General features: G+C 62.7%; 18 protein-coding genes and 1 pseudogene. 14 read left to right on the top strand and 5 right to left on the bottom strand.

What is annotated here, in order from left to right; translation table 11 throughout:
• Positions 1 to 14 precede the first annotated feature (14 nt).
• Both ACAM55_RS13895 and ACAM55_RS13890 read right to left on the bottom strand, forming a co-directional pair.
• Entirely contained in the window at positions 15 to 359 is a 345-nt protein-coding gene (locus ACAM55_RS13895) for an antibiotic biosynthesis monooxygenase (RefSeq protein WP_369652125.1), read from the bottom strand.
• 17 nt (positions 360 to 376) lie between these two features.
• On the bottom strand, positions 377 to 1,009 hold the full coding sequence (locus tag ACAM55_RS13890) for an FMN-binding negative transcriptional regulator (protein WP_369652124.1): 633 nt from the start codon (positions 1,007 to 1,009) through the stop codon (positions 377 to 379).
• Positions 1,010 to 1,093: 84 nt separating this feature from the next.
• Here ACAM55_RS13890 and ACAM55_RS13885 point away from each other — a divergent pair, with 84 nt between their 5' ends.
• Complete coding sequence (locus ACAM55_RS13885) at positions 1,094 to 2,572, top strand: PLP-dependent aminotransferase family protein (protein ID WP_369652123.1); 1,479 nt, start codon at positions 1,094 to 1,096, stop codon at positions 2,570 to 2,572.
• A 52-nt stretch (positions 2,573 to 2,624) separates the two neighbouring features.
• On the opposite strand, the gene ACAM55_RS13880 is transcribed toward ACAM55_RS13885, so the two are convergent.
• The gene (locus ACAM55_RS13880; RefSeq protein WP_369652122.1) at positions 2,625 to 3,854 is read right to left on the bottom strand and encodes a diaminopropionate ammonia-lyase; all 1,230 of its coding nucleotides are present in this window, start codon (positions 3,852 to 3,854) and stop codon (positions 2,625 to 2,627) included.
• 199 nt (positions 3,855 to 4,053) lie between these two features.
• Between ACAM55_RS13880 and ACAM55_RS13875 the strand changes: the two genes are divergently transcribed.
• The 6 genes from ACAM55_RS13875 (at position 4,054) to ACAM55_RS13850 (ending at position 11,410) form a co-directional block, all read left to right on the top strand.
• Positions 4,054 to 4,521, top strand: coding sequence for an Lrp/AsnC family transcriptional regulator (locus tag ACAM55_RS13875; RefSeq protein ID WP_369652121.1), 468 nt, complete (start codon positions 4,054 to 4,056; stop codon positions 4,519 to 4,521).
• Positions 4,522 to 4,766: 245 nt separating this feature from the next.
• A complete protein-coding gene (locus ACAM55_RS13870; RefSeq protein ID WP_319435024.1) occupies positions 4,767 to 5,879 on the top strand; it encodes an ABC transporter substrate-binding protein in 1,113 nt (370 codons plus the stop codon).
• Between the two features lie 64 nt (positions 5,880 to 5,943).
• Positions 5,944 to 7,698: an ABC transporter permease subunit gene (locus ACAM55_RS13865; protein ID WP_369652120.1), complete on the top strand. Its 1,755-nt coding sequence runs from the start codon at positions 5,944 to 5,946 to the stop codon at positions 7,696 to 7,698.
• Between the two features lie 2 nt (positions 7,699 to 7,700).
• Positions 7,701 to 8,849 (top strand): M24 family metallopeptidase, encoded by a 1,149-nt coding sequence (locus tag ACAM55_RS13860; RefSeq protein ID WP_369652119.1) that lies wholly within the window; start codon positions 7,701 to 7,703, stop codon positions 8,847 to 8,849.
• A complete protein-coding gene (locus ACAM55_RS13855) occupies positions 8,846 to 9,964 on the top strand; it encodes an ABC transporter ATP-binding protein (RefSeq protein ID WP_369652118.1) in 1,119 nt (372 codons plus the stop codon). Before ACAM55_RS13860 ends, ACAM55_RS13855 begins: the two co-directional genes overlap by 4 nt.
• A gap of 12 nt (positions 9,965 to 9,976) precedes the next feature.
• Positions 9,977 to 11,410: a M20 family metallopeptidase gene (locus ACAM55_RS13850; RefSeq protein ID WP_369652117.1), complete on the top strand. Its 1,434-nt coding sequence runs from the start codon at positions 9,977 to 9,979 to the stop codon at positions 11,408 to 11,410.
• Here the strand turns inward: ACAM55_RS13850 and ACAM55_RS13845 are convergent.
• Complete coding sequence (locus ACAM55_RS13845) at positions 11,407 to 12,375, bottom strand: molybdopterin-dependent oxidoreductase (protein WP_369652116.1); 969 nt, start codon at positions 12,373 to 12,375, stop codon at positions 11,407 to 11,409. The genes ACAM55_RS13850 and ACAM55_RS13845 overlap by 4 nt on opposite strands.
• 97 nt (positions 12,376 to 12,472) lie before the next feature.
• On the bottom strand, positions 12,473 to 13,513 hold the full coding sequence (locus ACAM55_RS13840; protein ID WP_369652115.1) for a carbon-nitrogen hydrolase family protein: 1,041 nt from the start codon (positions 13,511 to 13,513) through the stop codon (positions 12,473 to 12,475).
• Between the two features lie 222 nt (positions 13,514 to 13,735).
• Between ACAM55_RS13840 and ACAM55_RS13835 the strand changes: the two genes are divergently transcribed.
• From ACAM55_RS13835 to ACAM55_RS13805, 7 genes and pseudogenes are all read left to right on the top strand, one after another.
• Positions 13,736 to 15,094, top strand: a complete 1,359-nt coding sequence (locus tag ACAM55_RS13835) for a CmpA/NrtA family ABC transporter substrate-binding protein (RefSeq protein ID WP_369652114.1) — start codon at positions 13,736 to 13,738, stop codon at positions 15,092 to 15,094.
• Between the two features lie 2 nt (positions 15,095 to 15,096).
• On the top strand, positions 15,097 to 15,948 hold the full coding sequence (ntrB, locus tag ACAM55_RS13830; protein ID WP_369652113.1) for a nitrate ABC transporter permease: 852 nt from the start codon (positions 15,097 to 15,099) through the stop codon (positions 15,946 to 15,948).
• A gap of 11 nt (positions 15,949 to 15,959) precedes the next feature.
• Complete coding sequence (locus ACAM55_RS13825) at positions 15,960 to 16,802, top strand: ABC transporter ATP-binding protein (RefSeq protein ID WP_369652112.1); 843 nt, start codon at positions 15,960 to 15,962, stop codon at positions 16,800 to 16,802.
• A 176-nt stretch (positions 16,803 to 16,978) separates the two neighbouring features.
• A pseudogene (locus ACAM55_RS13820) lies at positions 16,979 to 17,920 on the top strand (LysR family transcriptional regulator).
• A gap of 75 nt (positions 17,921 to 17,995) precedes the next feature.
• Complete coding sequence (locus ACAM55_RS13815; protein WP_369652111.1) at positions 17,996 to 18,193, top strand: hypothetical protein; 198 nt, start codon at positions 17,996 to 17,998, stop codon at positions 18,191 to 18,193.
• Positions 18,194 to 18,226: 33 nt separating this feature from the next.
• Complete coding sequence (locus ACAM55_RS13810) at positions 18,227 to 19,705, top strand: aldehyde dehydrogenase (protein WP_369652110.1); 1,479 nt, start codon at positions 18,227 to 18,229, stop codon at positions 19,703 to 19,705.
• A gap of 39 nt (positions 19,706 to 19,744) precedes the next feature.
• Positions 19,745 to 21,208, top strand: a complete 1,464-nt coding sequence (locus ACAM55_RS13805) for an FAD-dependent oxidoreductase (RefSeq protein ID WP_369652109.1) — start codon at positions 19,745 to 19,747, stop codon at positions 21,206 to 21,208.
• Positions 21,209 to 21,221 lie beyond the last annotated feature (13 nt).

The following is a 21,221-nucleotide window of genomic DNA, read 5'->3' as shown; positions in this document are numbered from 1 at the left end:
AAGACCGCCGAAATTCAGCGGACACCAGGTACTGATCGCGTTTCGCCAGCGAGCGGGTGCGGAATGCCGCCATCGCCGTAACTGCGGACAACCTGTGCAATGACCACCTGGTAGCCCTTGAGCCAAAGCGCCTGGCGCTTCTTTGCAGCGATGTGTGCGGGGTGCCCGATAAGCTCCTGGAGCGCCTCCATCGTCTTCCAGTAGTACACGTTGGAAACAAGCCTTGATGCAGGGTTCTCCCAGCTCTCTTCGCCAAGGTAGCCGGGGATGGACTTGGCAAGCTGGGCAATGACGTTGTCCAGGGCATGGAACTCGTCGTCGAACTCGCCCTTAGCGAAAGTGAAGGTGGACGTGTACATGGTTCCTGCTGGCCTCGTCAGCTCGCTCCGCTGGTGTTGCGCATCAATTCCGACATTTCCTCGTGTCCGCGCGCCTTCAACATCTCTGCGGCATTGAGGCGGTCGCGCGCTTCCTTGTTCTGGCTGAGCTTGGACTTGCCAACCAGCGAAGTGACGGCGATTTCGATGCCCACGATGTTGCGCACCATGCTGTCGATGTACTCGGGTGCGGAGTCGCCCATTTTCCAGGGCCTGGGCTCAGCCGCCTCGTGGCGCCGCGTCAGGCGCGCGATGATGCCGCGTGCAAAGCGCTCGTCGTCGTGCACGGTGAGCACGCCGTGCGCGTGCACCACCTCGTAGTTCCAGGTCGGCACCTGGCGGTGCGCCTCGTGCTTGGACGGATACCAGCTGGGAGAGATGTAGGCCTGGGCGCCGCCGAAGATGACCATCACCGGAGTTCCGGTGGGGCAGCGCTGCCACAGCGGATTGGCGCGAGCGACGTGTGCCGACAGCAAGCCATGCGTTCCCACGTCGGGATCGAACTCGAAGGGGAGATGATCGGCATCCAGCCCCGAGGCCCCATGCGTGACCAGCGCACCCAGCGGATGCTCGCGGATGGTGCGGTTCAGTTCCTCGGGTCTTGTTTCGGCGAAGTGCGTGGGGAGGTACATCGGGGCAGGGTGTGAATGATGTGGGTAGCTGGTACTGTCGCGCGGAACCGGCACAATGGGAAGGTCCAGTTCCATTCCTTTTGCATGGACCAGTTGCATACGCCGCCAAGCCCAAGTACCGGTGCCGACAGGGCCGGACGCCGCATCTACGACCTGCTGCGTTCCCAGATCGCCGACGGCACGCTCGCAGCGGGCGCGCAGGTGCCGTCCACGCGTGCCCTGGCGGCCGACCTGGGGGTGTCGCGCACCACCGTCACCGCCGCCTACGAGCAACTCGCTGCCGAGGGCTTCGTTGTCACGTCGGTCGGGCGGGTTGCCCGCGTCGCGAGTCCGCTGGCTGCGGCTCCACGGTCCAACGCAAAGCCGCAACGGCGACCCGGGACCGCACCATCCCTCTCGGCGTTCGGCCGTCGCGTGGCGGCGATCGACATGCCTGGGCTTGCTTTTGCGGAACCTTGCCGCATCGACTTCCTCTACGGCGCGGTCGCTTCTCGCGATTTTCCGGCGCTGGCCTGGCGGCGTGCCTACCAGGCCGAACTGCTGCGCCATCAACGTAGGCTCTACTACGTGGCGCCCGAAGGCGACGCGTCGCTGCGCCGCTCCCTGCAGGGGTACCTCCGGCGTGCGCGAGGCCTGCCCTGCGATGCCGAGCAGATCCTGGTGGTGCACGGCTCGCAGCAGGCCATCGACTTGTGTGCGCGGCTTCTGCTCAATCCCGGCGACGCCTTCGTTTTCGAGGAGCCCGGCTACCTGATGGCGCGCCGGTGCTTCGATGCCACGGGCGCCGAGGCCTTGGCGATACCGGTGGACGCCCAAGGCCTCGACACGGCCAGGCTGCCAAAAGACGAGCGCGCACGCCTGGCCTATGTGACGCCATCCCACCAGTTTCCGCTGGGAGGTGTGCTGCCCATCGGCCGGCGCATGGAACTGCTCCGTTGGGCACGAACGCACCACGCCTGGGTCGTCGAGGACGACTACGACGGGGAGTTTCGCTACGGCCAGCGCCCGATCGACGCACTGCAGTCGGTGGACACCGACGGACGCGTGATCTACATAGGCACTTTTTCCAAGGCGCTGTCGCCGCAGCTTCGGCTCGGCTACCTGGTGCTGCCGCCTGAACTGGTGCCGGTGTTTCGGCAGGCCAAGCGGCTGACCGACCGCCACGCACCCGTGCTGGAGCAGCGTGTGCTGGCGTCGCTGATCGACAGCGGCGCCTACGAGCGCCACGTGCGGCGCACGCGCCGTGCGCACGAACGCCGACGGGCGGCGCTGCTCGATGCCATTGCCCGCCACCTGCCTCCCAGCGCCACGGTCATCGGCGCGGCGGCAGGTCTGCATGTGGTGCTCTGGCTGCCATTCCTGCGGCCTCAGGACGAGCCCGCGCTGGCGGCTGCTGCCCGCAGCAAGGGCGTGGGTGTCTACCCGGTTTCGCCGCTGTTCGCCAAGCCGCCGTCGCGCATGCAACCCCGGCCGGCTGGACTGATCCTGGGGTATGCCAGCCTGACGGTGGAAGAGATCGATCAGGGGATGCGTGTCCTGGCTGCGGTGATCGCCGGGCGGTGAGCGAGGCCGAGCGCCGAAGTGCGCCTTTCGCCGGGCCGGATGCGGTACTCGATCAGGTGCTCTGGCTGAGCCTCACGCGATTTCTTTGGCGTGCCAGCACTTGCGCCTCAGACTGTCCGACCAGCGCCTGATAGGCGGCAGGGGCAGTGGCACCTTCGGTACTGATTAGCAGCACGCGCGCATCGGGCCCCAGCCCCACCGTGGCAGCTTGTGCCGGGTGGCTTAGGAGTTCGATGAGGCCTGCGAGGCCGGCTGCGCCTGATTCACCAGAAACCACAGGGAGATCCACTGCATTGCCGATCGCCAGCAGCCGCATCGCAGCAACCGCATCGTCATCGGTGATGGTCATGAAATAGTCAGCCCCGGACACAAGAAATCTCCATGCAAGTGGCGAGGCTTCGCCGCAGGCCAGGCCGGCCATGACCGAGTCGACCGAGCCCGTTGCCTTGGACGCAATGCCGCGCAACGCACTTTGAAAAAGACAGTCGGCCTGCGCCGGCTCTACGATTACCACTGTGGGGCGACGCTCCCCATAGCACTCCCAAAAGTAGCTCAGGATTCCTGCCGCGAGGCCGCCAACGCCGCCCTGAAGAAAGACATGCGTGAACGGCACCGTCTGGTCGCTACCTGACGCTTCAACAATTTCAGCAGCGACAGTCCCGTACCCTTGCATGACGTCCCGCGGGACCTCTTCGTAGCCGTCGTATGACGTGTCTGAAACAACATGCCAATCGTTGGCCTTGGCGAGACGAGCAGCTTCCTCGACAGAGGCGTCGTAGTTCCCCTGGACGCGCATCACCCTGGCGCCAAACCTGGCGATCGCCTGCTCTCGTTCTTCGCTGACATTCGCATGGAGAACGATCACACAATGGCAGCCCATGGTCTGCGCTGCCGCCGCAAGGCCTTTGCCGTGATTGCCATCTGTCGCGCTGATCACCGTAAAGGCTTCTAGCAACGATCTGTAGCCGCCCTTGAAAAGCAGCTTCGGATCAAGGTTGTGATCCGGCCAAAGGCGAAGGATCAGCCGGGCCAAAGCGATCGGCGCTCCAAGCGCCTTGAAACTCCCGAGATCGGATCGGACGGACTCATCCTTCAGATAAAGCTTTCCGATTCCGAGGCTGCGAGCCAGGCCATCGAGTTCGTACAACGGCGTGGGCCCCGGATTCAAACTGTTCCATGACGAGATCCAGTCGCGGCTTTCCTGGGCCTTGGCGATGGACATCACCGACTGGAGTTCACGGGGATAGGCGCTGCGCGTGGCGCGCTCATTGGCAATCAGCATCTTGGATTCCGTTGGTTGTTTTCGCCCCCTTAGCTTGAACGCCAGGAGTTCATGAATCCTAGGACCGCTTCTTGTGTTGCTTGGCGCGATCTGGACAGCAAAAACAGGACAACGAACCAGATTCAGGGAGAACAATGGACGGCTGTTGCGTGCTCGGGCGCTCCTCACCTTGGCCATTGCGGCGCAGATAATGGATGGCATGCACCTCGATAACTACGACGTCAAGATCTTGGGCTTGCTCCAGAGGGACAGCAAGATCTCACAGCGCGAACTGTCGGAGGCCGTCAATCTGTCTCCATCCGCGGTCAATCGTCGGATAGCAGCCCTCGAATCTGCGGGGGTGATCGCCGCCACCGTGTGCATCGTCGATCCGTCGTCAGTAGGTCACCTCATCACGATCCTCGTCGAGGTCAAGCTCGAGAGCGAGAGGCTTGACTTACTCGACGAGGTGAAAACACGTTTTGCCGACTGTCCGCAGGTACAGCAGGTTTACTACGTCACGGGGGAGTACGACTTCGTGCTCGTGATAGTCGTCAAGGACATGACGGAGTACGAGCAACTCACCCGCGACCTCTTCTTCAGCTCTGGGAACGTCAAGGGGTTCAGGACCTATGTCGCCATGCAGCGTGTCAAGGTCACACTGAACGTTCCCCTCGCCGAAAAGTGACCGAAATAGGGCACTGAGCCGCTCCAAATCGGGCATGCCGCTCCGGGACGGTGCCAAGCATCATCCGTGCAAAAAACCGTCTCACAACGCGTCGATCTTCTGCAACCACAAGGGGGATCGGTGATTTTCTCCGCCCCGTGCGCACCAGAATTCTCCTCACCGATGGCGGCGATGGGCGTAAAACCTACTTCATCACACCGGGGCCCACAAAGTTCAGCAGACTGACCATTTAGAGGAGCAAGCTCATGAGCATCAATCGTCGCCAAGTTCTGAAGGGTGTCGCAGGAGCCGGCGGTGCAGCCATTGCACCGTCGTTCCTCGCAGTACCGGCACTGGCCCAGAGTCTCAAGGGCACCGGCGAGGTCGTCGTGTACGACGGCGGTGGGTCGTGGGGAGAGGCAAAGCGAGTGGCACTTTTCGACCCCTTCGAGAAGGAGACCGGGATCAAGGTCATTGCGCAGCCGCGTACTGACCTGGGCGCTGTTCGCGCCAGCGCGTTGGCTGGCTCCCCGCGGTACGACGTAACCATTTTGACGGGCGGCAATACCACGGCCTTCGAACGCGAGAACCTCCTGGTTCCGATCGACTACGGGTACTTCAACAAGGCCGATCTGGATGCCTTCAACCCTGTTGCTACAGGCAAGTTCACCGTCCCGCACATCATCTATTCCCTGCTGATTGCCTACGATCCCGCGAAGTTCGGCAGCAACTCGATTTCGTCCTGGGCCGACGTGTGGGACACGAAGAAGTTTCCGGGCGGCCGCACCCTGTGTACGGGGACGCGAGGGCCGGACGGTGCTGTCTTCGAGGCGGCTCTACTGGCAGACGGTGTCGACCCCGCCAAGATCTATCCGATCGATTGGGATCGCGCATTCAAGAGCCTTTCCCGTATCAAGCCCGAGATCGTGAAATGGTGGAACAGCGGTGCCGAGGGCCCCCAACTGCTGATCGACAAGCAGGTGACCGCCGGCAGCGGATGGAACGGGCGAATCTACGCTGCAAACGAGAAGAGCCAGAAGATTGGCTTCACCTGGAACCAAGGCATCCTGCAATACGACAGCTGGGTGGTTCTCAAAGGTTCCAAGAACGTTGACAACGCGAACAAGCTGCTCGCTTTCATGTCGCGCGCAGAGGTGCAGGCGAACTTCTCCAAGCACATTTTGTACGCGCCGCCGAACTCGCGCGCCTACGACTACATCCCTGCGGAACGCGCAAAGATGCTGCCGACGTACGCCGAGTTCAAAAAGCAGCAGATCGTTCAGGACTACGCCTTCTGGAACGCGCTGGGCAAGAACGGTCGCCCCAACAACCTTACCGCGGTGGCGGAATGGGAGCGGTGGCTGGTCGGTGCGCGCTGAACGGTCCATCTGGGCGCATCGAATCGTCGGTTGCACACGGCTCTAGAGCCATTCGGAAGTTCTCATGAAGCTTGGTTGGAAAAGCGCACGCCATAGCCGTGCGCCAATGATCCTGCTCTTGGTCGTGCCGGCATTGGCGATTTTCGCGGCGGGATATCTCTTTCCGGTGGCCCAACTGGTACTCAAGAGCTTTCGCAACGAGAGCACTTGGTCGCTGCTGCACTACCAGGAGATCGCGAGCTCAGGGGTTTTTGCCTGGGTCCTGTTTCAGACGCTGCTGCTGGCGGTCGTGGTGACACTGGCCTGCCTGATCCTGGCCTATCCGCTCGCATATTCAATCTCTCGGTGCCCTCCGTGGCTGGCAAGCCTCCTCTTGGTACTGGTCACTCTCCCGTACCTGACCAGTATCTTGATCCGGACATACGCCTGGACCGTCCTGCTGAGCCCTGCCGGCCTGATCAACCAGTTGCTGTTGTACCTTGGGATCGTTTCGGAGCCGCTGCGACTGGTCTTCAACAAGATCGGCGTGTATATCGGAATGATCCAGGTGCAACTGCCACTGATGGTGTTTCCGCTGTATGCCGCACTCGCTCGTTTTGACCGAAAACTGAGCATCGCCGCGCAAAGCTTGGGAAGTTCGCCGGCAGATGCCTTCCTGCGCATCACGCTCCCCAGTTCGATGCCCGGTATTGTCAGCGGCTGCACCCTCGTGTTTCTCTCCTGCCTGGGCTTTTACATCACGCCCGCACTTCTTGGCGGTCCGAACGATTACATGATTGCGCAGGGCATCACCATCCGAGTCCTGACCCTCGGTGAGTTCGAGGCTGCCGCCGCTCAGGCGACAGTCTTGCTCGCCATGGTTGCAACGGTCTTCGTGATCTTTCGCACCAAGGTTGCGACGGAGCTGGAGGACGAATCGCAGTCCAGCCAATCGGCGAGAAAGGTTCGAGATCTTTCCGCAACTGCGCATATACCTGCACCTCTTGCAAAGGGGCTTCAGCGCGCGCTGGAAGTGATTTCTTCGGTTCGCTCACCGCTGCTCGTGCTGCTGTCCGCATTCACGCTGGCCCTGCTCGTCCTTCCGTTTGTGGTGGTGATCCCACTTGCGTTCAGCGACGCCGCATACTTGAGCTTTCCACCGCCCGGTTACTCGCTGCGATGGTTCACCAAGTTCTTCAGCAACTCGCAATGGCTGAGTGCGCTTTCGTTCAGCGGCCGTACGGCACTCCTGGCCTCTCTGCTGGCCATCACGATCGGCGTACCCATCGCATTTGCGCTCGTGCGGTTTCGCTTCGTTGGCCGGGTTCCGCTCTATCTTCTGCTGATTTCTCCGATGATCGTTCCCCATGTGGTCATGGCGGTGGCCTTCTTTTTCAGTTTTGCAAAGACCCCGCTTATCGGCACGGCGACTGCATTCGTGCTCGCCTACACCATCATCGCAACCCCCTACGTGGTCGTCATCCTGATCGCAGGCCTCAAGAAGTTCGATCGGAGCCTGGAACAGGCCGCGATCAGCCTCGGCGGGCATCCCCTCACTGCATTGCGTACCGTAACGCTTCCGCTGCTGCTTCCCTCCCTTGCTAGCGCGCTCGTATTCGCGTTCATCACTGGATTTGACGACGTGGTCTACGGTCTGTTTGTGAGCGGTCCGTCCGCAACGCCTTTGCCGATCCGCATGTGGGACGACATCCGCCTAGAAATCAGTCCACAGATCGCCGTTGTTGCCGTGCTCTTTCTCGCGAGCCTGGCGGCACTCGTCGCGGTCAAGACGGTTGCGTCAGCGGCCCTCCACCATCGTTCGCACCGGAAGGACATCTGAACATGAGCAGCATTGGACCCCTTGCTTTCTCCGTCGAGGAGTACCGCCGACGTCTCTGCATGGTGCAAGACGCGATACGCGCTCGTCATCTCGACTGGGCGATTCTGGACGAGCCAGAGACCATGGGCTGGCTTTCCGGCTACGCCGTCGGAGAGAACCTGTGGCGCGCGTGCCTCGTTCCGGTGGTCGGTGACCCCTTTCTCCTGATCCGAAAACTCGACATGGCGCCGGCACGTGCGAAGAGCTGGCTGCAAGACATCGTAGCCTTCTCTGACTGGGAGGAGCCTGTCTCGGTTTTGGCGGCCGCGCTGAGGTCCCGGGGAGCACACGCGCGAATCGGTGTCGACTTCCAGTCCCACTCCTTCACCCGTCAGCGGCAAGACCTCCTCGCGCACGCTCTTCCAGATTCTATTTTTTGCGACTTGGAACGAGCAGTCTGGGACGCGCGTCGATGCAAGTCGAACGAGGAGGTCGAACACCTTCGTGTGGCTGCGAGCTTGTTGGATCGCGCAGTCTTGAAAGTGGCCGATGCCATTCGGCCAGACGCCTCGCAGCGAGACGTTGCCGCCGTTGCCGCCGCCGAGTATTACCGGCTTGGTTTCGACGATGGTTTCGTTGGCTACGTGACGGCTGGTTCGGACTGGGATTGTCTGCACAGCTCGATGAGTGACGAGCCGATCGGAGACGGTGCGCTGGTCCACGTCGAGCTTCTGCCCAAACTCAAGGGCTACTCGGTGCGGATCATGCGCACCGTGGCCGTGGGGCGGGCGACCGAAGATCAGAAGTCAACCTTCGCGGGCCTCTGTGCGCTTCAGGATGAGCAGTTCAGAGCCATGCGTCCTGGCGCAATCGCAGCCGATGTCGACGCCATCGTGCGGCAGGGCGTACTGTCGGCGGGCCTGAGACCCGACTATGAAAACATCACGGGCTATACCTTGGGGTTTTCGGCACCCTCGTCTCAGCGTGTGAGCGATCTCTACAGGTCTTTCGTACCGACCGCCACTTGGCTGCTCGAGAAGGGCATGGTGTTCCACATGTACACCTCCGCTCGAGGCCTGGCCGTCAGCGAGACTGTCCTGGTGACTGAATCCGGCGCCGAGCGATTGACTCGTACGCCCCGCAAGATCTTTGAAACTGGGGTGAAAGCATGATGACTGGCCGCATGGAATCGGTTCGGGACATTCCGGAGGCCCAAGTGGGGAGGCGAAGCGCTGGGGTCAGCGTTGCGAATGTCTCGAAGTCCTATGGAGCGTTCAAGGCGCTCGACGACGTGTCGCTCACGGTCGAACCGGGGGAGTTCGTCGCGCTTCTGGGCCCCAGTGGTTCCGGCAAGTCGACCTTGCTCATGATGATCGCGGGTTTCGAAACACCGAGCTCGGGTGACCTTCTGGTGAAAGGTGTACGCGTCAACGACCAGCCTGCATACAAACGCGGCTTCGGAGTGGTGTTCCAGCGCTATGCGCTGTTCCCACACATGACGGTCGCTGAGAATGTGGCATACCCTCTCTTCCGTCGCGGATTGAGGGGCAAGGAGGTTGAGGCAGAGGTGGCCAAGGCATTGGCCCTGGTGGCGCTCGGGGCCTTGAGGAACAGGCTCCCAGCCCAACTGTCCGGCGGACAGCAGCAGCGGGTGGCTCTTGCGCGCGCCTTGGTATTCAAGCCGCCGCTCTTGCTCATGGACGAACCCCTTGGAGCGCTGGACCGCAAGCTGCGCCAGCAATTGCAGCTGGAGATCAAGCAGATCCACCGGCAGATCGGGAGCACGATCATCTTCGTGACCCATGACCAGGAAGAAGCGCTGTCGATGGCAGACCGGGTCGCCGTTCTCGAGGGAGGCCGCTTGCAGCAATTTGGATCTCCCCGCGATCTCTATGAGAGCCCGGCGAGCGCGTTCGTGGCGGACTTCATCGGGGAAACCAGCTTTCTGCCCGTGGTGCTGTCGCCGGCTGGGACGGACATCAACGCAGAAATCGCCTCTCTGCGAATTCGCAGGTCGATACCCGTTGAACGGGTCCTCACCCGTTCAACCTCTGGCCGCCTTGCAATTCGCCCGGAGAACGTGCAGCTGCGACTGTCGGAAGATGGTCCTGCTCGCGTTGTTGAATCCGCGTACGCCGGGACGACTCAGGTGGTGCTCGTCGAAGTGGGTGACGTTCGGCTGCTCTCCCGCTCGCAGATGACACCTGACAGGCAGTTGTTTCATGCCGGCCAGCGCGTTGAAGTCGATCTCGACACGGCGCACGCGATGGTCTATCCGATCGAATAGGGGCTGACTGATATGCATTATCCCAACCACTCCACTCGGGAATCGGCGATTTCAGCGGCGCTAGAAACGTTCGACTCGGGCCGATTCCTTGCCGACTTGAATCGCCGTGTCTCATACCGCACCGAAAGCCAGGTCGAAAGAAGCGCCTCGCAACTTCACGCGTACCTGCGGGACGAGATCGCACCGACTCTCGGTCGCCTTGGCTTCACATTCCGGATCGTCGCCAACCCGGCGGGCGTCGACGCTCCAATTCTTCTGGCAGAACGGATCGAGGAGGAGGGCATGCCGACAGTCGTCACTTACGCGCACGGAGACGTTGTCCGTGGCTATGACGATCAATGGCGAAAGGGTCTCGAGCCATGGAAGGTGGTTGTCGAAGGAGATCGCTGGTATGGACGCGGCACCGCTGACAACAAGGGGCAGCATTCGATCAACATCGCTGCACTTGACTCGGTGATCGCGGCCCGAAATGGAAGGCTCGGCTTCAACATCAAGCTGGTGTTCGAAACAGGAGAGGAGATCGACTCGCCCGGGCTCGGTGACCTTTGCGAAGCCGAGAAGGACTTTCTGGCGGGGGATCTTTTTCTTGCGTCCGACGGGCCCCGCGTTGCCGCGGACAGGCCGACCATTTTTCTCGGCTCACGCGGCGAGCTCAACTTCCAGCTCGAGGTCGATCTGCGGGACGGCGCGCATCACTCCGGCAACTGGGGAGGCGCGCTACGCAACCCCGCCGTCGTTCTGTCGCATGCGATTGCAACGCTGATCGACAAGGATGGCCGCATTCTGGTGAAAGGGCTCCTTCCTCCTCCCCTCTCTCCCGCTGTACGCGCCGCAATTTCGGATCTCGTGCTCGGAGGAGACGAGCACGCCCCCGCGGTGGACCCATCTTGGGGCGAACCTGGATTGACCCCCGCCGAAAGGGTCTGGGCATGGAACGCGTTGGAGGTGATCGCGTTCAAGGCGGGCAACCCTGACGCACCCGTCGGTGCGATCCCACCAACGGCACGGGCGCACTGCCAATTGAGGTACGTCGTCGGCACGGACTGGGAGAACGCGCACCGGCACCTCGAAGAGCACCTTGCCGCCAACGGGATCTCATTTGTGAAAGTAACAGTGCAGCCCGCCGGAACCGCAACTCGCCTGGATCTGAATGATCCCTGGGTCGATTGGACACTTCGCTCCATCGAAGCGACCACGGGGAAGAAGCCTGCACTGCTGCCGAATATCGGCGGCACCGTTCCCAATGCGATCTTCGCTGAAACCCTTGGCCTGCCTACGGTATGGGTTCCCCATTCCTATGCCGCGTGCTCGCAGCACGCGCCGAATGAACACCTATTGGGCTCGGTGGCGCGTGAGGCCCTGGCCGTGATGGCCGGAATTTGGTGGGATCTTGGAGACGACGGGGCCGACGTCGCCGCATTGCGCAAATGCCGATCCGGAGCCTAGGTTCCAGTGTCAGCTGTTCCAGGGCCCGGTAGCAGCCGGTTAATCTGGACCGAATGGGCCGTGTTTCGTGTCCCGCTCAATGGCTGAATAGATCCATCGGCGTCACGGGCTCTTGCGACAATGCTCATCGGGCCGGGCGTTCGCGGCAGCGGAAGCGTCGCCGCGAACTGCTGCCATTCGAATTCTCGGCGGGGCCGGACCTCGGCCTCTTGCCAGGTTGCCCCGCCATCGGCGCTGAGCGCCACGCCGCCGATGCCGTTGTTGCTCCAGGCCCAGCCCTTGACTTCCACAGCATCTGTGGAGACGGTGTCGCCGGGGGCCGGATGGGTGATCATCGAATTGGGCTCGACAGCCCACACCGGCTCTCGAGCGACTTTGCCTTCATGCTCGCTGTCGCGGTTGTACCAAAGGGTCGTGAAGGGGGAGTCCGCACGCCTGCCTTGGACCGACAGCCGGCAGAGCCACTTGGTCATGTTGGTGCCGAACCAGCCAGGCACCACGAGGCGAACCGGGCCGCCTCGCTCGCGCGTCAACGGTGCGCCATTCATCTCGTAGGCCACGAGCACCTCGTGAGACAGCGCCTTCGAGATCGGCAGGTCCTTGCGGTACCGGTTCATCTTGCGACCGCCGAACTCGCCGCTGTCCAGGCCGTCCGACCAGACATGGGTGGCACCCGCCGCGAGCTGCGCTTGCTCGAGCAGCACAGCCAGTGGCACGCCAGTCCAGCGGACGTTGCCTACGCGCCAGAGGTTGCTGTCAGCCGGCGCGAGCGGGCTGCCAAAGCACTCGTGGAAAGCCGTGACGGAGACTGAAGGCAGGCGCCGGAGACCGTCCAGCCCAATCGAGAAAGGCCTGCGGACGAGCCCGTCGACTTGCAGCCGCCACCGCTTGGCGTCGACTTCTACGGAGCCCATGTGGATGGTCTCGAAGAGCTGCGCATCGGAGGTGATGAAGTCGCGCAGCACCGCAGGGGCGGGTGGCGGTTTCAGGTGGAACCCCGGAGACCGACCAACGACAACCGAACGCTCTGCTCCTTCAGGCAGCGGTGGCAGGAAAGTCGAGCTATTCATTCAGCACCCCGGCAGTCACCTCATCGTCGAGCAGCCGCGGAAACTGCGGATCGGAAGACCCGGACCACGCGACCGGCTCGTGGCGGCGGCGTTCGACACCCAGAGAGAAGACGTCGAATCGGTTGTAGTAGCCCACCACGTCATGGAACTGCTTCGGCTCGATGCACTTGTTCAGGTCGAACTCGGCGTAGGCGATTCCCTCCTCGTTCTGAAGCGTGTCGCCGATCTGCGTGCCGGTCGGATCCACGAACATCGACACGCCGCGCGGCGTGCCGTCGACCACTTCAGCCACGGCCGGATCGCGATCCACCAGGAAATCGCGCATCGCCTTGTCCATGAAGCTCGCGCAGATGATTCCGAACGCCTTGGCTTCGAATGAATGGGCGGAAGCCCGAATGCGGTTTGCCGCAACGTTGTCGAAGTTTCCGCCCCCCGACGGCTTTCGCGTGGGCCACATCGGCGGCCAGCTGGAGACATGAATCTGCTCCGCCTGCGCCATGAGCGAGAAGCGTGCGAGCGGGTTGGTGTTCTCGCCGCAGATCAGCCCGCCAATGCGCCCGAAACGCGTGTCGGCGACCCGAAGCCCCTGTCCGTCTCCCGCGGCCCAGACCAGCTTCTCGTAGAAGGTCGGCACCAGCTTGCGATGATGGTTGAGCAGCTCGCCCGTCTCGCCGATCAGGATGTTCGAGTTCCAGATGCAGCCGGCGCTCACGGTGCTGCGTTCACTGATGCCCATCGACACGCACACGCCAAAGCGCTTGGCGGCTGCGGCAATCAAGGCCACCTCAGGGCCCGGCACGTAGACGCTGTTCTCGACCATGGCCTCGAACAGATCGTGGTTGTAGATGGGCGCCCACAGGGCGGCCCACACCGGGAACGCCGGAATGTACGTCTCCGGGAACGCGATCACCTGGGCGCCATGAAGGGCGGCTTCCTTGATGATGGACACGGCCTTTTCGGCCGTGGCGGTCTTGTCGAGCAGCACCGGCGCTGCGTGGGCGCCGGCAACCTTCACCCGGGGCAAAGAACTCATGTCAGGTACTCGCTATGCGTTGCTGAGGGTCACAGGATAGTTGCCCGTACAGCCGCACAGATGCTCGAAATGCGCAACAAGAGGTGCATTTTTGCGGGCTCCACGGGTCCATGGAGCATCTGCGCACAGCGGGTTGTGAATTTCCCGGCGGCTATTTGTTCGGAACATGCTCACCATTGCCGTGTCGCGGACCTGATCCGTTCAACCCAGCCTGGAGGGCCCATGGACCCATCGCACGAGTATGTTCGCCTTTCCCGCACCGGCCGCTGCGCATGCGGCGGTACCCACGGTGACGATGAGGAGTGCCTCGCGGAGAACACGGCTGTGAATGCCGACGATGCGCTGGCTGGTGCCATGGCCCAGGGCATGCTGCACGGCCTCTTTCCCGAGCGCGGCCTGCGACGGGCATTCGTCAAGACGCTGGGGAGGGCAGGGGCGCTGGCCGCGCTCACGGCACTCACGCCCCTGACACAACTCGCCGCCGTTGCGCAGGAGCGCAGTAAGGCCGCGCCGGAGAAGAAGCGGCTCGCCGTCGGCTTCCTGCCCATCACCTGCGCAACGCCACTGATCTATGCGGAGCAGCTCGGACTCTTTCCGCGCGAGGGGCTGGAGCTGAGCCTGCAGAAGATCGCCGGCATCGCGCTGATCCGCGACAAGATGGTCAACGGTGAACTGGACATCTCCCAGCAGGTGATGCCGGTTGCGCTGGCCATGTCGGCCGGCATCGGCGGCGCTCCCATTCCGGCCCGTGTGATGACGGTGCTCAACCAGAACGGCAACTCGCTGGTCCTTGCGATGAAGCACAAGGACAACCGCGATCCGAAGAACTGGAAGGGCTTCAGGTTTGCCGTGCCGTTCGAGCAATCCCATCAAATGCTCCAGTTGCGTCACTATCTCGCATCGGCAGGGCTGGACGCGGACCGCGACGTGTCCTACCGCGTCGTTCCTCCGTCCGAATACGTCTCCAACCTCCGCGTGGGCAACATCGATGGTTTCTTCGGCGGGGAGCCGGGCGGCCAACGCGCCGTGTACGAAGGGGCGGGTTTCATCCACCTGGTCTCGAGCGAGATCTGGCCGGAGCATCCTTGCTGCTCGGTCACAGCGACCGAGGCCTGGATCAAGGCGCATCCGAACAGCTTCATGGCCGCCTACCGCGCGATCATCGCGGCGAGCCTGCATGTGTCCGAGCCCGCCAATCGCGTTGGAATGGCCAAGATCCTTGCCCAGCCGCAGTATCTCAATCAGCCCGAGACGGTGGTGGACCAGGTCCTGACCGGCCGGTATGCCGATGGCCTCGGCAACGTGAAGACCCTGCCGCGCCGCATCGACTTCCAGCCCTTTCCGCATTACTCGAGCGCCGTCTGGCTGCTGACCCAGATGCGCCGATGGAACATGATCAAGGAGGACCTGGACTACAAGGGCCTTGCCCGCCAGGTCATGCTGGCCACCGATGCAAAGCGCCTCATCGAGGAGCGCGGCGGCAAGGCACCCGAGGTTGGATTCCGCAAGGAAACGATCCTGGGCAAGAGCTTCGACTCCGACCGTCCCGCCGACTATCTGAAGTCGCTGGGCAAGGCGTGATCATGCAAGGCGCGATCTCGACCTCACGCTCCTGGCTGGCCACGCTGGCGATCGGCCTGCTCTTGCTGGCGATCTGGCAGGCACTCGCCTCCACCGGCGGCGGCAGCGCGCCGGCGGAGCTTTCGGACTACGACAAGCTGATGGGCAAGAGCCCCGGTGTCTCCGTGGAGCGCTCGGCCATTCCGACCCCCATCGACGTGTTCAAGCGCGCCGGCGAACTGTTTGCGGACCCATTCCGCCGCAACGGCGAGAACGACCTGGGCATTGCCTGGCACCTGCTCGATTCGCTCAGGCGCGTTTTCAGCGGCTACGCCCTGGCCGTGCTGGTCGGCGTTCCCCTGGGCTTCCTGTTGGGACTGGTTCCATGGCTGGGCCAGGCGCTGAATCCTTTCATCCAGCTGCTGCGGCCCGTCTCGCCCATGGCCTGGATGCCGCTGGCGCTCTACACCCTGAAGGACAGCGGCACGTCGGCGATCTTCATTATCTTCATCTGTTCGATCTGGCCGATCCTGATCAACACCCTCTACAGCACCGCGAGCGTGCGCCAGGACTGGACCAATGTCGGCCGCGTGATCGGTCTCACGCCGTTTGAGCGCGCGCGCAAGATCGTCTTTCCGGCGGCGGTTCCGATGATCCTCACGGGCATGCGTATCTCGATCGGCATCGCCTGGCTGGTGATCGTGGCGGCGGAGATGGTGGTGGGCCAGAGCGGGATCGGCTTCTTCGTGTGGAACGAATGGAACAACCTGCAGATCTCCAGCATCATCGTCGCCATCGTGATGATCGGCATTGTCGGCCTGGTGCTGGACCAGTTGCTCGGCGCATTGATGAAGCATCTGAGCTTCCGCGAATGAAAGGTCAGACGATGCTGCGGCCAACTTTCTCCCCTGTTTCTACTGGCTCCACGGCCACGCCCGGGTTCCTGCGCGTTTGCGGTGTGCGGCAGACCTTCAGCACGCCCAAGGGCGACTTTCCGGCGCTCAGCGAGATCAACCTGGAGATTCGCAGAGGCGAGTTCGTTGCGCTGATCGGCCACTCCGGATGCGGCAAATCCACGCTGCTCAATCTTCTCGCCGGGCTGGCATCGCCGACGGCGGGAACCGTCTCCTGCGACGGGGAGATCATCCGGGGACCGGGACCTCGGCGGGCGATGGTGTTCCAGAACCATTCGCTCCTGCCATGGCTCAGCTGCTTCGACAATGTGCGCATGGCCGTGCGCAGCGTGTTTCGCGGCGAATCTGCTTCCGCGGTCCATCGCCGTACCGAGGCGGCGCTCGAGATGGTCGGCCTGGTGCATGCAGCGCACAAGAAGCCCAGCGAAATCTCCGGCGGCATGAAGCAGCGCGTCGGCATCGCCCGGGCGCTGTCGATGGAACCGCAGGTCCTGCTGATGGACGAGCCTTTCGGTGCGCTCGACGCACTCACGCGCGCCAGGTTGCAGGACGAGCTGCTCGGCATCGTCGAGAAAACCGAAAGCACCGTCGTCATGGTCACGCACGACGTGGACGAGGCGGTGCTCCTTGCGGACCGCATCGTCATGATGACGAACAGTCCCGCGGCGCGGATCGGGGAGATCCTGGACGTTCCCATCGGGCGGCCGCGCGACCGCGTCAGCCTGGCCACCGATTCGACCTATGCAGAGTGCAGGCGCGCGCTGATGGACTTCCTGTACCGACGCCAGGCGCACGTCGAGCAGTCGACAGGCTGAGTTCGCCTCGGCAATCCTCCATCTTCCGGGCACTGAGTGGTCCGGACGGGGAAGCGGCCGTACGAGGCTGCGCTTTCACTTGTTTTGCGCATCTCGATGTGAAATGCTATCCAGAATCCAGAAGCCAGTCAGGCCGATGGAGCAGGATTGCACACGACAACACACGAGAAGGCCGCATGACGACCAAGAAGGTACCCCTCGCCAACCTCGATTGGGACGATGTGCGACTGTTCCTGCATATCAACCGTACGGGGAGTCTTTCCCAGGCAGCCCGGCAGCTTCACATCGATCATTCCACGGTCAGCCGCCGGCTCTCGCAGCTGGAGCTTTGCCTGGGCGGCCCGCTTTTCGAACGTCACCGCGCCGGGCTCAAACCCACTGAGCTGGCGCATGTTCTCGCCCTCCAGGCCGAGAACATGGAGAGGGCAGTGTTGTCGCTGCAGGAGGAGCTCGGCGGAACTGACAGGGAGCCGTCGGGCAGCGTGCGTATCGCCATGATGGAGGGGATCGGCACCACCTTCGTGGCTCGCCACCTCGAGCCGCTGCTGCGCACGTATCCCAAGCTGCGGGTGGAACTGGTGACGTCTTCTTCGATCGTCAATGTGAGCCGCATGGAAGCCGATGTTTTCGTCAGTTTTTTCAAACCGATCGGCCAGGGACTGGCATGCGAGACAGCGGGTTCGTTCGCGCTGTATCTGTATGCCTCGCGGAGCTATCTCGAGAACCACGGAACACCCGCGAGTCTGGCCGACCTCCCGACGCATCAGTTCGTGGGATATCTGGACGACCTGATCTAGCTTGACGCGGTACGCTGGCTCGATGAACTGATCACTCGACCTCAAATGAGCTTTCAGTCCAACAGCATGCTGGCACAGATGGCAGCCGCAGCATCCGGGCTCGGCCTGGTGCTCCTCCCCAAGTTCTCCGTGGTGAAAGAGGACACGCTGGTGCCGGTGCTCGCCGATACGGCGAAGGTAATGCGAACGCTCTGGGTGAGCGTGCACCATGACCTCCAATACTCGGCCCGGATCCGGGCCGTCACCGAGTATCTTCGGCGGCTTTTCGAGTCGAAGCAGGAATGGCTCAACGGCCCTGCGGACGCGGAGCCACGCGGCTAAGGTGGCGAGATAGAAGCCTGTTGACAAGCGTTCCTCGCTTGCAACGGTGTCTTCAGCAACGCTGCGGTGGCGCCAATGCAGAACCCCGCGACGGGTTCGGTTGCAGCATCTGGCTCATCCTCGTGCCCGGCAAGTTGCGTCAGCGTGAACCAAGCGCTTTCCCTCGAGAACACGACCATCGATGACAACGGCCAGGTTGAGCGCAGCCACGGCCGTCACGTTCTTGGCGTTCTGCTGAACGGAATGCTTGTTGTTATTTTAGAATTGTTCTAGACTTTCGGACATCGACACACGAGAGACATGCGCATGAAGCGATACCAGCTGTTCATCAACAACGAATGGATCGACCCGGCCTCCGGTGTCTGGTTCGAATCGACCGAGCCCTACTCTGGAAAAGCTTGGGCCGAGGTTCCGAGAGGCGGGGTGGTAGATGTCGAACTCGCGGTACGCGCTGCGCATGACGCGCTTGAAGTACCCGCTTGGCGCGATCTGACGGCAACGCAGCGTGGCGCCTTGCTGCGCAAGCTTGCCGACCTGGTGGGCCAGAACGTCGAGGTTCTGGCACAGACCGAGCAGCGCGACAACGGCAAGCTCATCGCAGAGGTCAGCGGGCAAGTCCAGAACGTTGCGCAGTGGTTCCACTATTACGCGGGCCTGGCAGACAAGGTCCAGGGCGCGGTGGTGCCAATCAACAAGACCGGCGTCTTCAACTACGTCAAGCACGAACCCCTGGGTGTGGTCGCGGCGATCACACCGTGGAACTCTCCGCTCGCCCTGACGGTATGGAAGATTGCCCCGGCACTTGCAGCAGGCAACACCATGGTGATCAAGCCTTCGGAGTACACGTCGAGTTCGTTGTTGGAACTGGCTGCCTTGGTGAAGTTGGCGGGCTTCCCGCCTGGCGTCTTCAACGTCATTACCGGCTTCGGCGCTGAAGTCGGGGAGCCGCTCGTGAGCCACCCCCTGGTGGCCAAGGTGGCCTTCACTGGCGGCGACGCCGCCGGCCAGAAGATCAACGAGATTGCCGCCAGGGACTTCAAGAAGGTCACGCTCGAACTCGGAGGCAAGTCCGCCAACATCGTGTTTGACGACGCGGATCTGGACCAGGCCGTGATGGGCGCGGTGGCGGGCATCTTCGGTGCGGCCGGGCAGACCTGCATGGCCGGCTCGCGGCTTCTGGTACAGCGCGGCATTTACGACCGCTTCGTCGCGATGCTGATCGATGTGGCAAGCAAAGCCATCGTGGGCGACCCGGCAAAGATGGAAACCCAGGTCGGGCCCATCGCTACAAAAGCGCAGTTCCAGAAAATCCTGGACTACATCGAGATCGCCAAGGACGGCGGCGCCCAGTGCGTGCTCGGCGGCCACGCGCTTACCGGCGAAGGCTACGGACAAGGCCAATTCGTGGCGCCCACCATCTTCACCGGCGTCAGCAACGACATGCGCATTGCGCAGGAAGAAGTCTTCGGACCCGTGCTCTCGGTGATTCCTTTCGACGATGAGGCCGATGCGGTGCGCATCGCCAACGACACCCAGTTCGGTCTCGCAGCCGGCGTATGGACGCAGAACCTGCATCGTGCGTTCCACATGTCGGACCGGTTGAAGGCCGGCACGGTGTGGGTCAACAACTACCGCGCCACCAGTTTCACCACGCCCTTCGGAGGCTACAAGCGCAGCGGCATCGGGCGCGAGGGCGGCGTCGACGCGATCAAGGAATACCTGCAAAGCAAGAGCGTCTGGATCACCACACAACCGTCGCGCACCAACGCGTTCGTGCTCGGCTGACCCCCAACCCGGCGCCTGCGCGCCACCCCCGGAGACAACATGAATTCAAAGATGGAAACCGACCTGCTGATCGTCGGCTGCGGCGTCGCGGGCCTCTCGGCCGCGGTCACTGCCTTGGAAGCGGGCCTCAAGGTCGTCAACCTCGAGCGCTCGGAGGAAGAGCACTTCGGCGGCAACTCGCGCTGGACCGAAGCCTACATGCGCATGAAGAACGACTCGGAAGTCTCGGACGACTTCGAAGAGCATTTCGCTCATAACGCTGGCTGGAACATCGATCCCAACGTGCTCAACGCATTGACGGACGACGCGGCGCTTCAGCCGGCTTTCGCAAAGGCGCATTCGCTGCCCGATCCGGAAGTGATCTCGGCCTTCGCACAGTCGGTGCCATCGACGCTGGCGTGGCTGAAAGAACTGGGAATGAAGTTCGGCCCCCAGCCAATCTATCTGTTGACGCAGAACACCACACGCATCGCGGCCATGGGCGGAGGATTGGCGCTGATAGAAACCCTGCGCGCGAAGGCACTCGCGCTGGGTGGCGAGATTCGATATCGGACCACTGCGATCGACTTAGTGCGCGGGGAGGAGGGCGCCGTGAATGGCGTCGTCGCGATCCATCCCGACGGCGTGCGCGAGGTGCTGCGCGCCAAGAGGGTGCTGCTCGCCAGCGGCGGCTTCCAGGGCAACCCCGAGATGATGACCCGCTACGTAGGACTTCGCAGCAAGCACATCCGCCCTGTGGCCATTGGCGGCTACTACAACAAGGGCGAAGGCATTCGCATGGCGCTGGATGCCGGCGCGGCGCCCGCCGGCGAGTACGGTTCGTACCACGCGGAGCCGGTGGACCCACGCTCGAAGATGGCCGAAGCAGTGGTCTTCATCTATCCCTACGGCATCTTGGTCGACAAGGACGGGCACCGCTTCACCGACGAGGCCCCTGGCACGGTGGACGCGCACTACGACAACATCTCACGCTGCATTGCCGATCAACCCGACGGCATCAGCTACGTGATTTTCGACGCGAAGGTCGAGGACATCCCGCGCTGGCGAACCAGCATCCGCTCCGACCAGCCCTCCATCACCGCGCCCACGTTGGAGGCATTGGCCGCCCAGATCGGCGTGCCCGCGGACAGCCTCGCGCGCACCGTCAACGAGTTCAATGCGGCCTGCCCGAAAGACCAGGACGACTTCGATCCGCTGCACGTCGACCACCGCGCCACCACCGGTCTGGCGGTGCGCAAGAGCCACTGGGCGCGGCCGATCGACAAGGGCCCGTTCCAGGCCTACCCGATCATTTCCACCAACTGCTTCACCTTCGGTGGCCTCAAGGTCAACAGCGACGCACAGGTGCTCGACCAGGACGGCCGGGTCATCACGGGACTGTATGCCGCAGGCGAAACCATGGGCATCTATCACCAGGTCTACACGGGCTCGACCTCGGTGCTGCGGGGCCTGGTTTTCGGCCGCCGCGCGGGCCAGCATGCCGCAGCCGCGCAGCTGGCCTGAGCTGCGAAAGCGG

It is taken from the genome of Variovorax sp. V213, assembly GCF_041154455.1.
GTDB lineage: Bacteria > Pseudomonadota > Gammaproteobacteria > Burkholderiales > Burkholderiaceae_C > Variovorax.
This window is presented reverse-complemented; position numbering and strand designations above follow the sequence as displayed.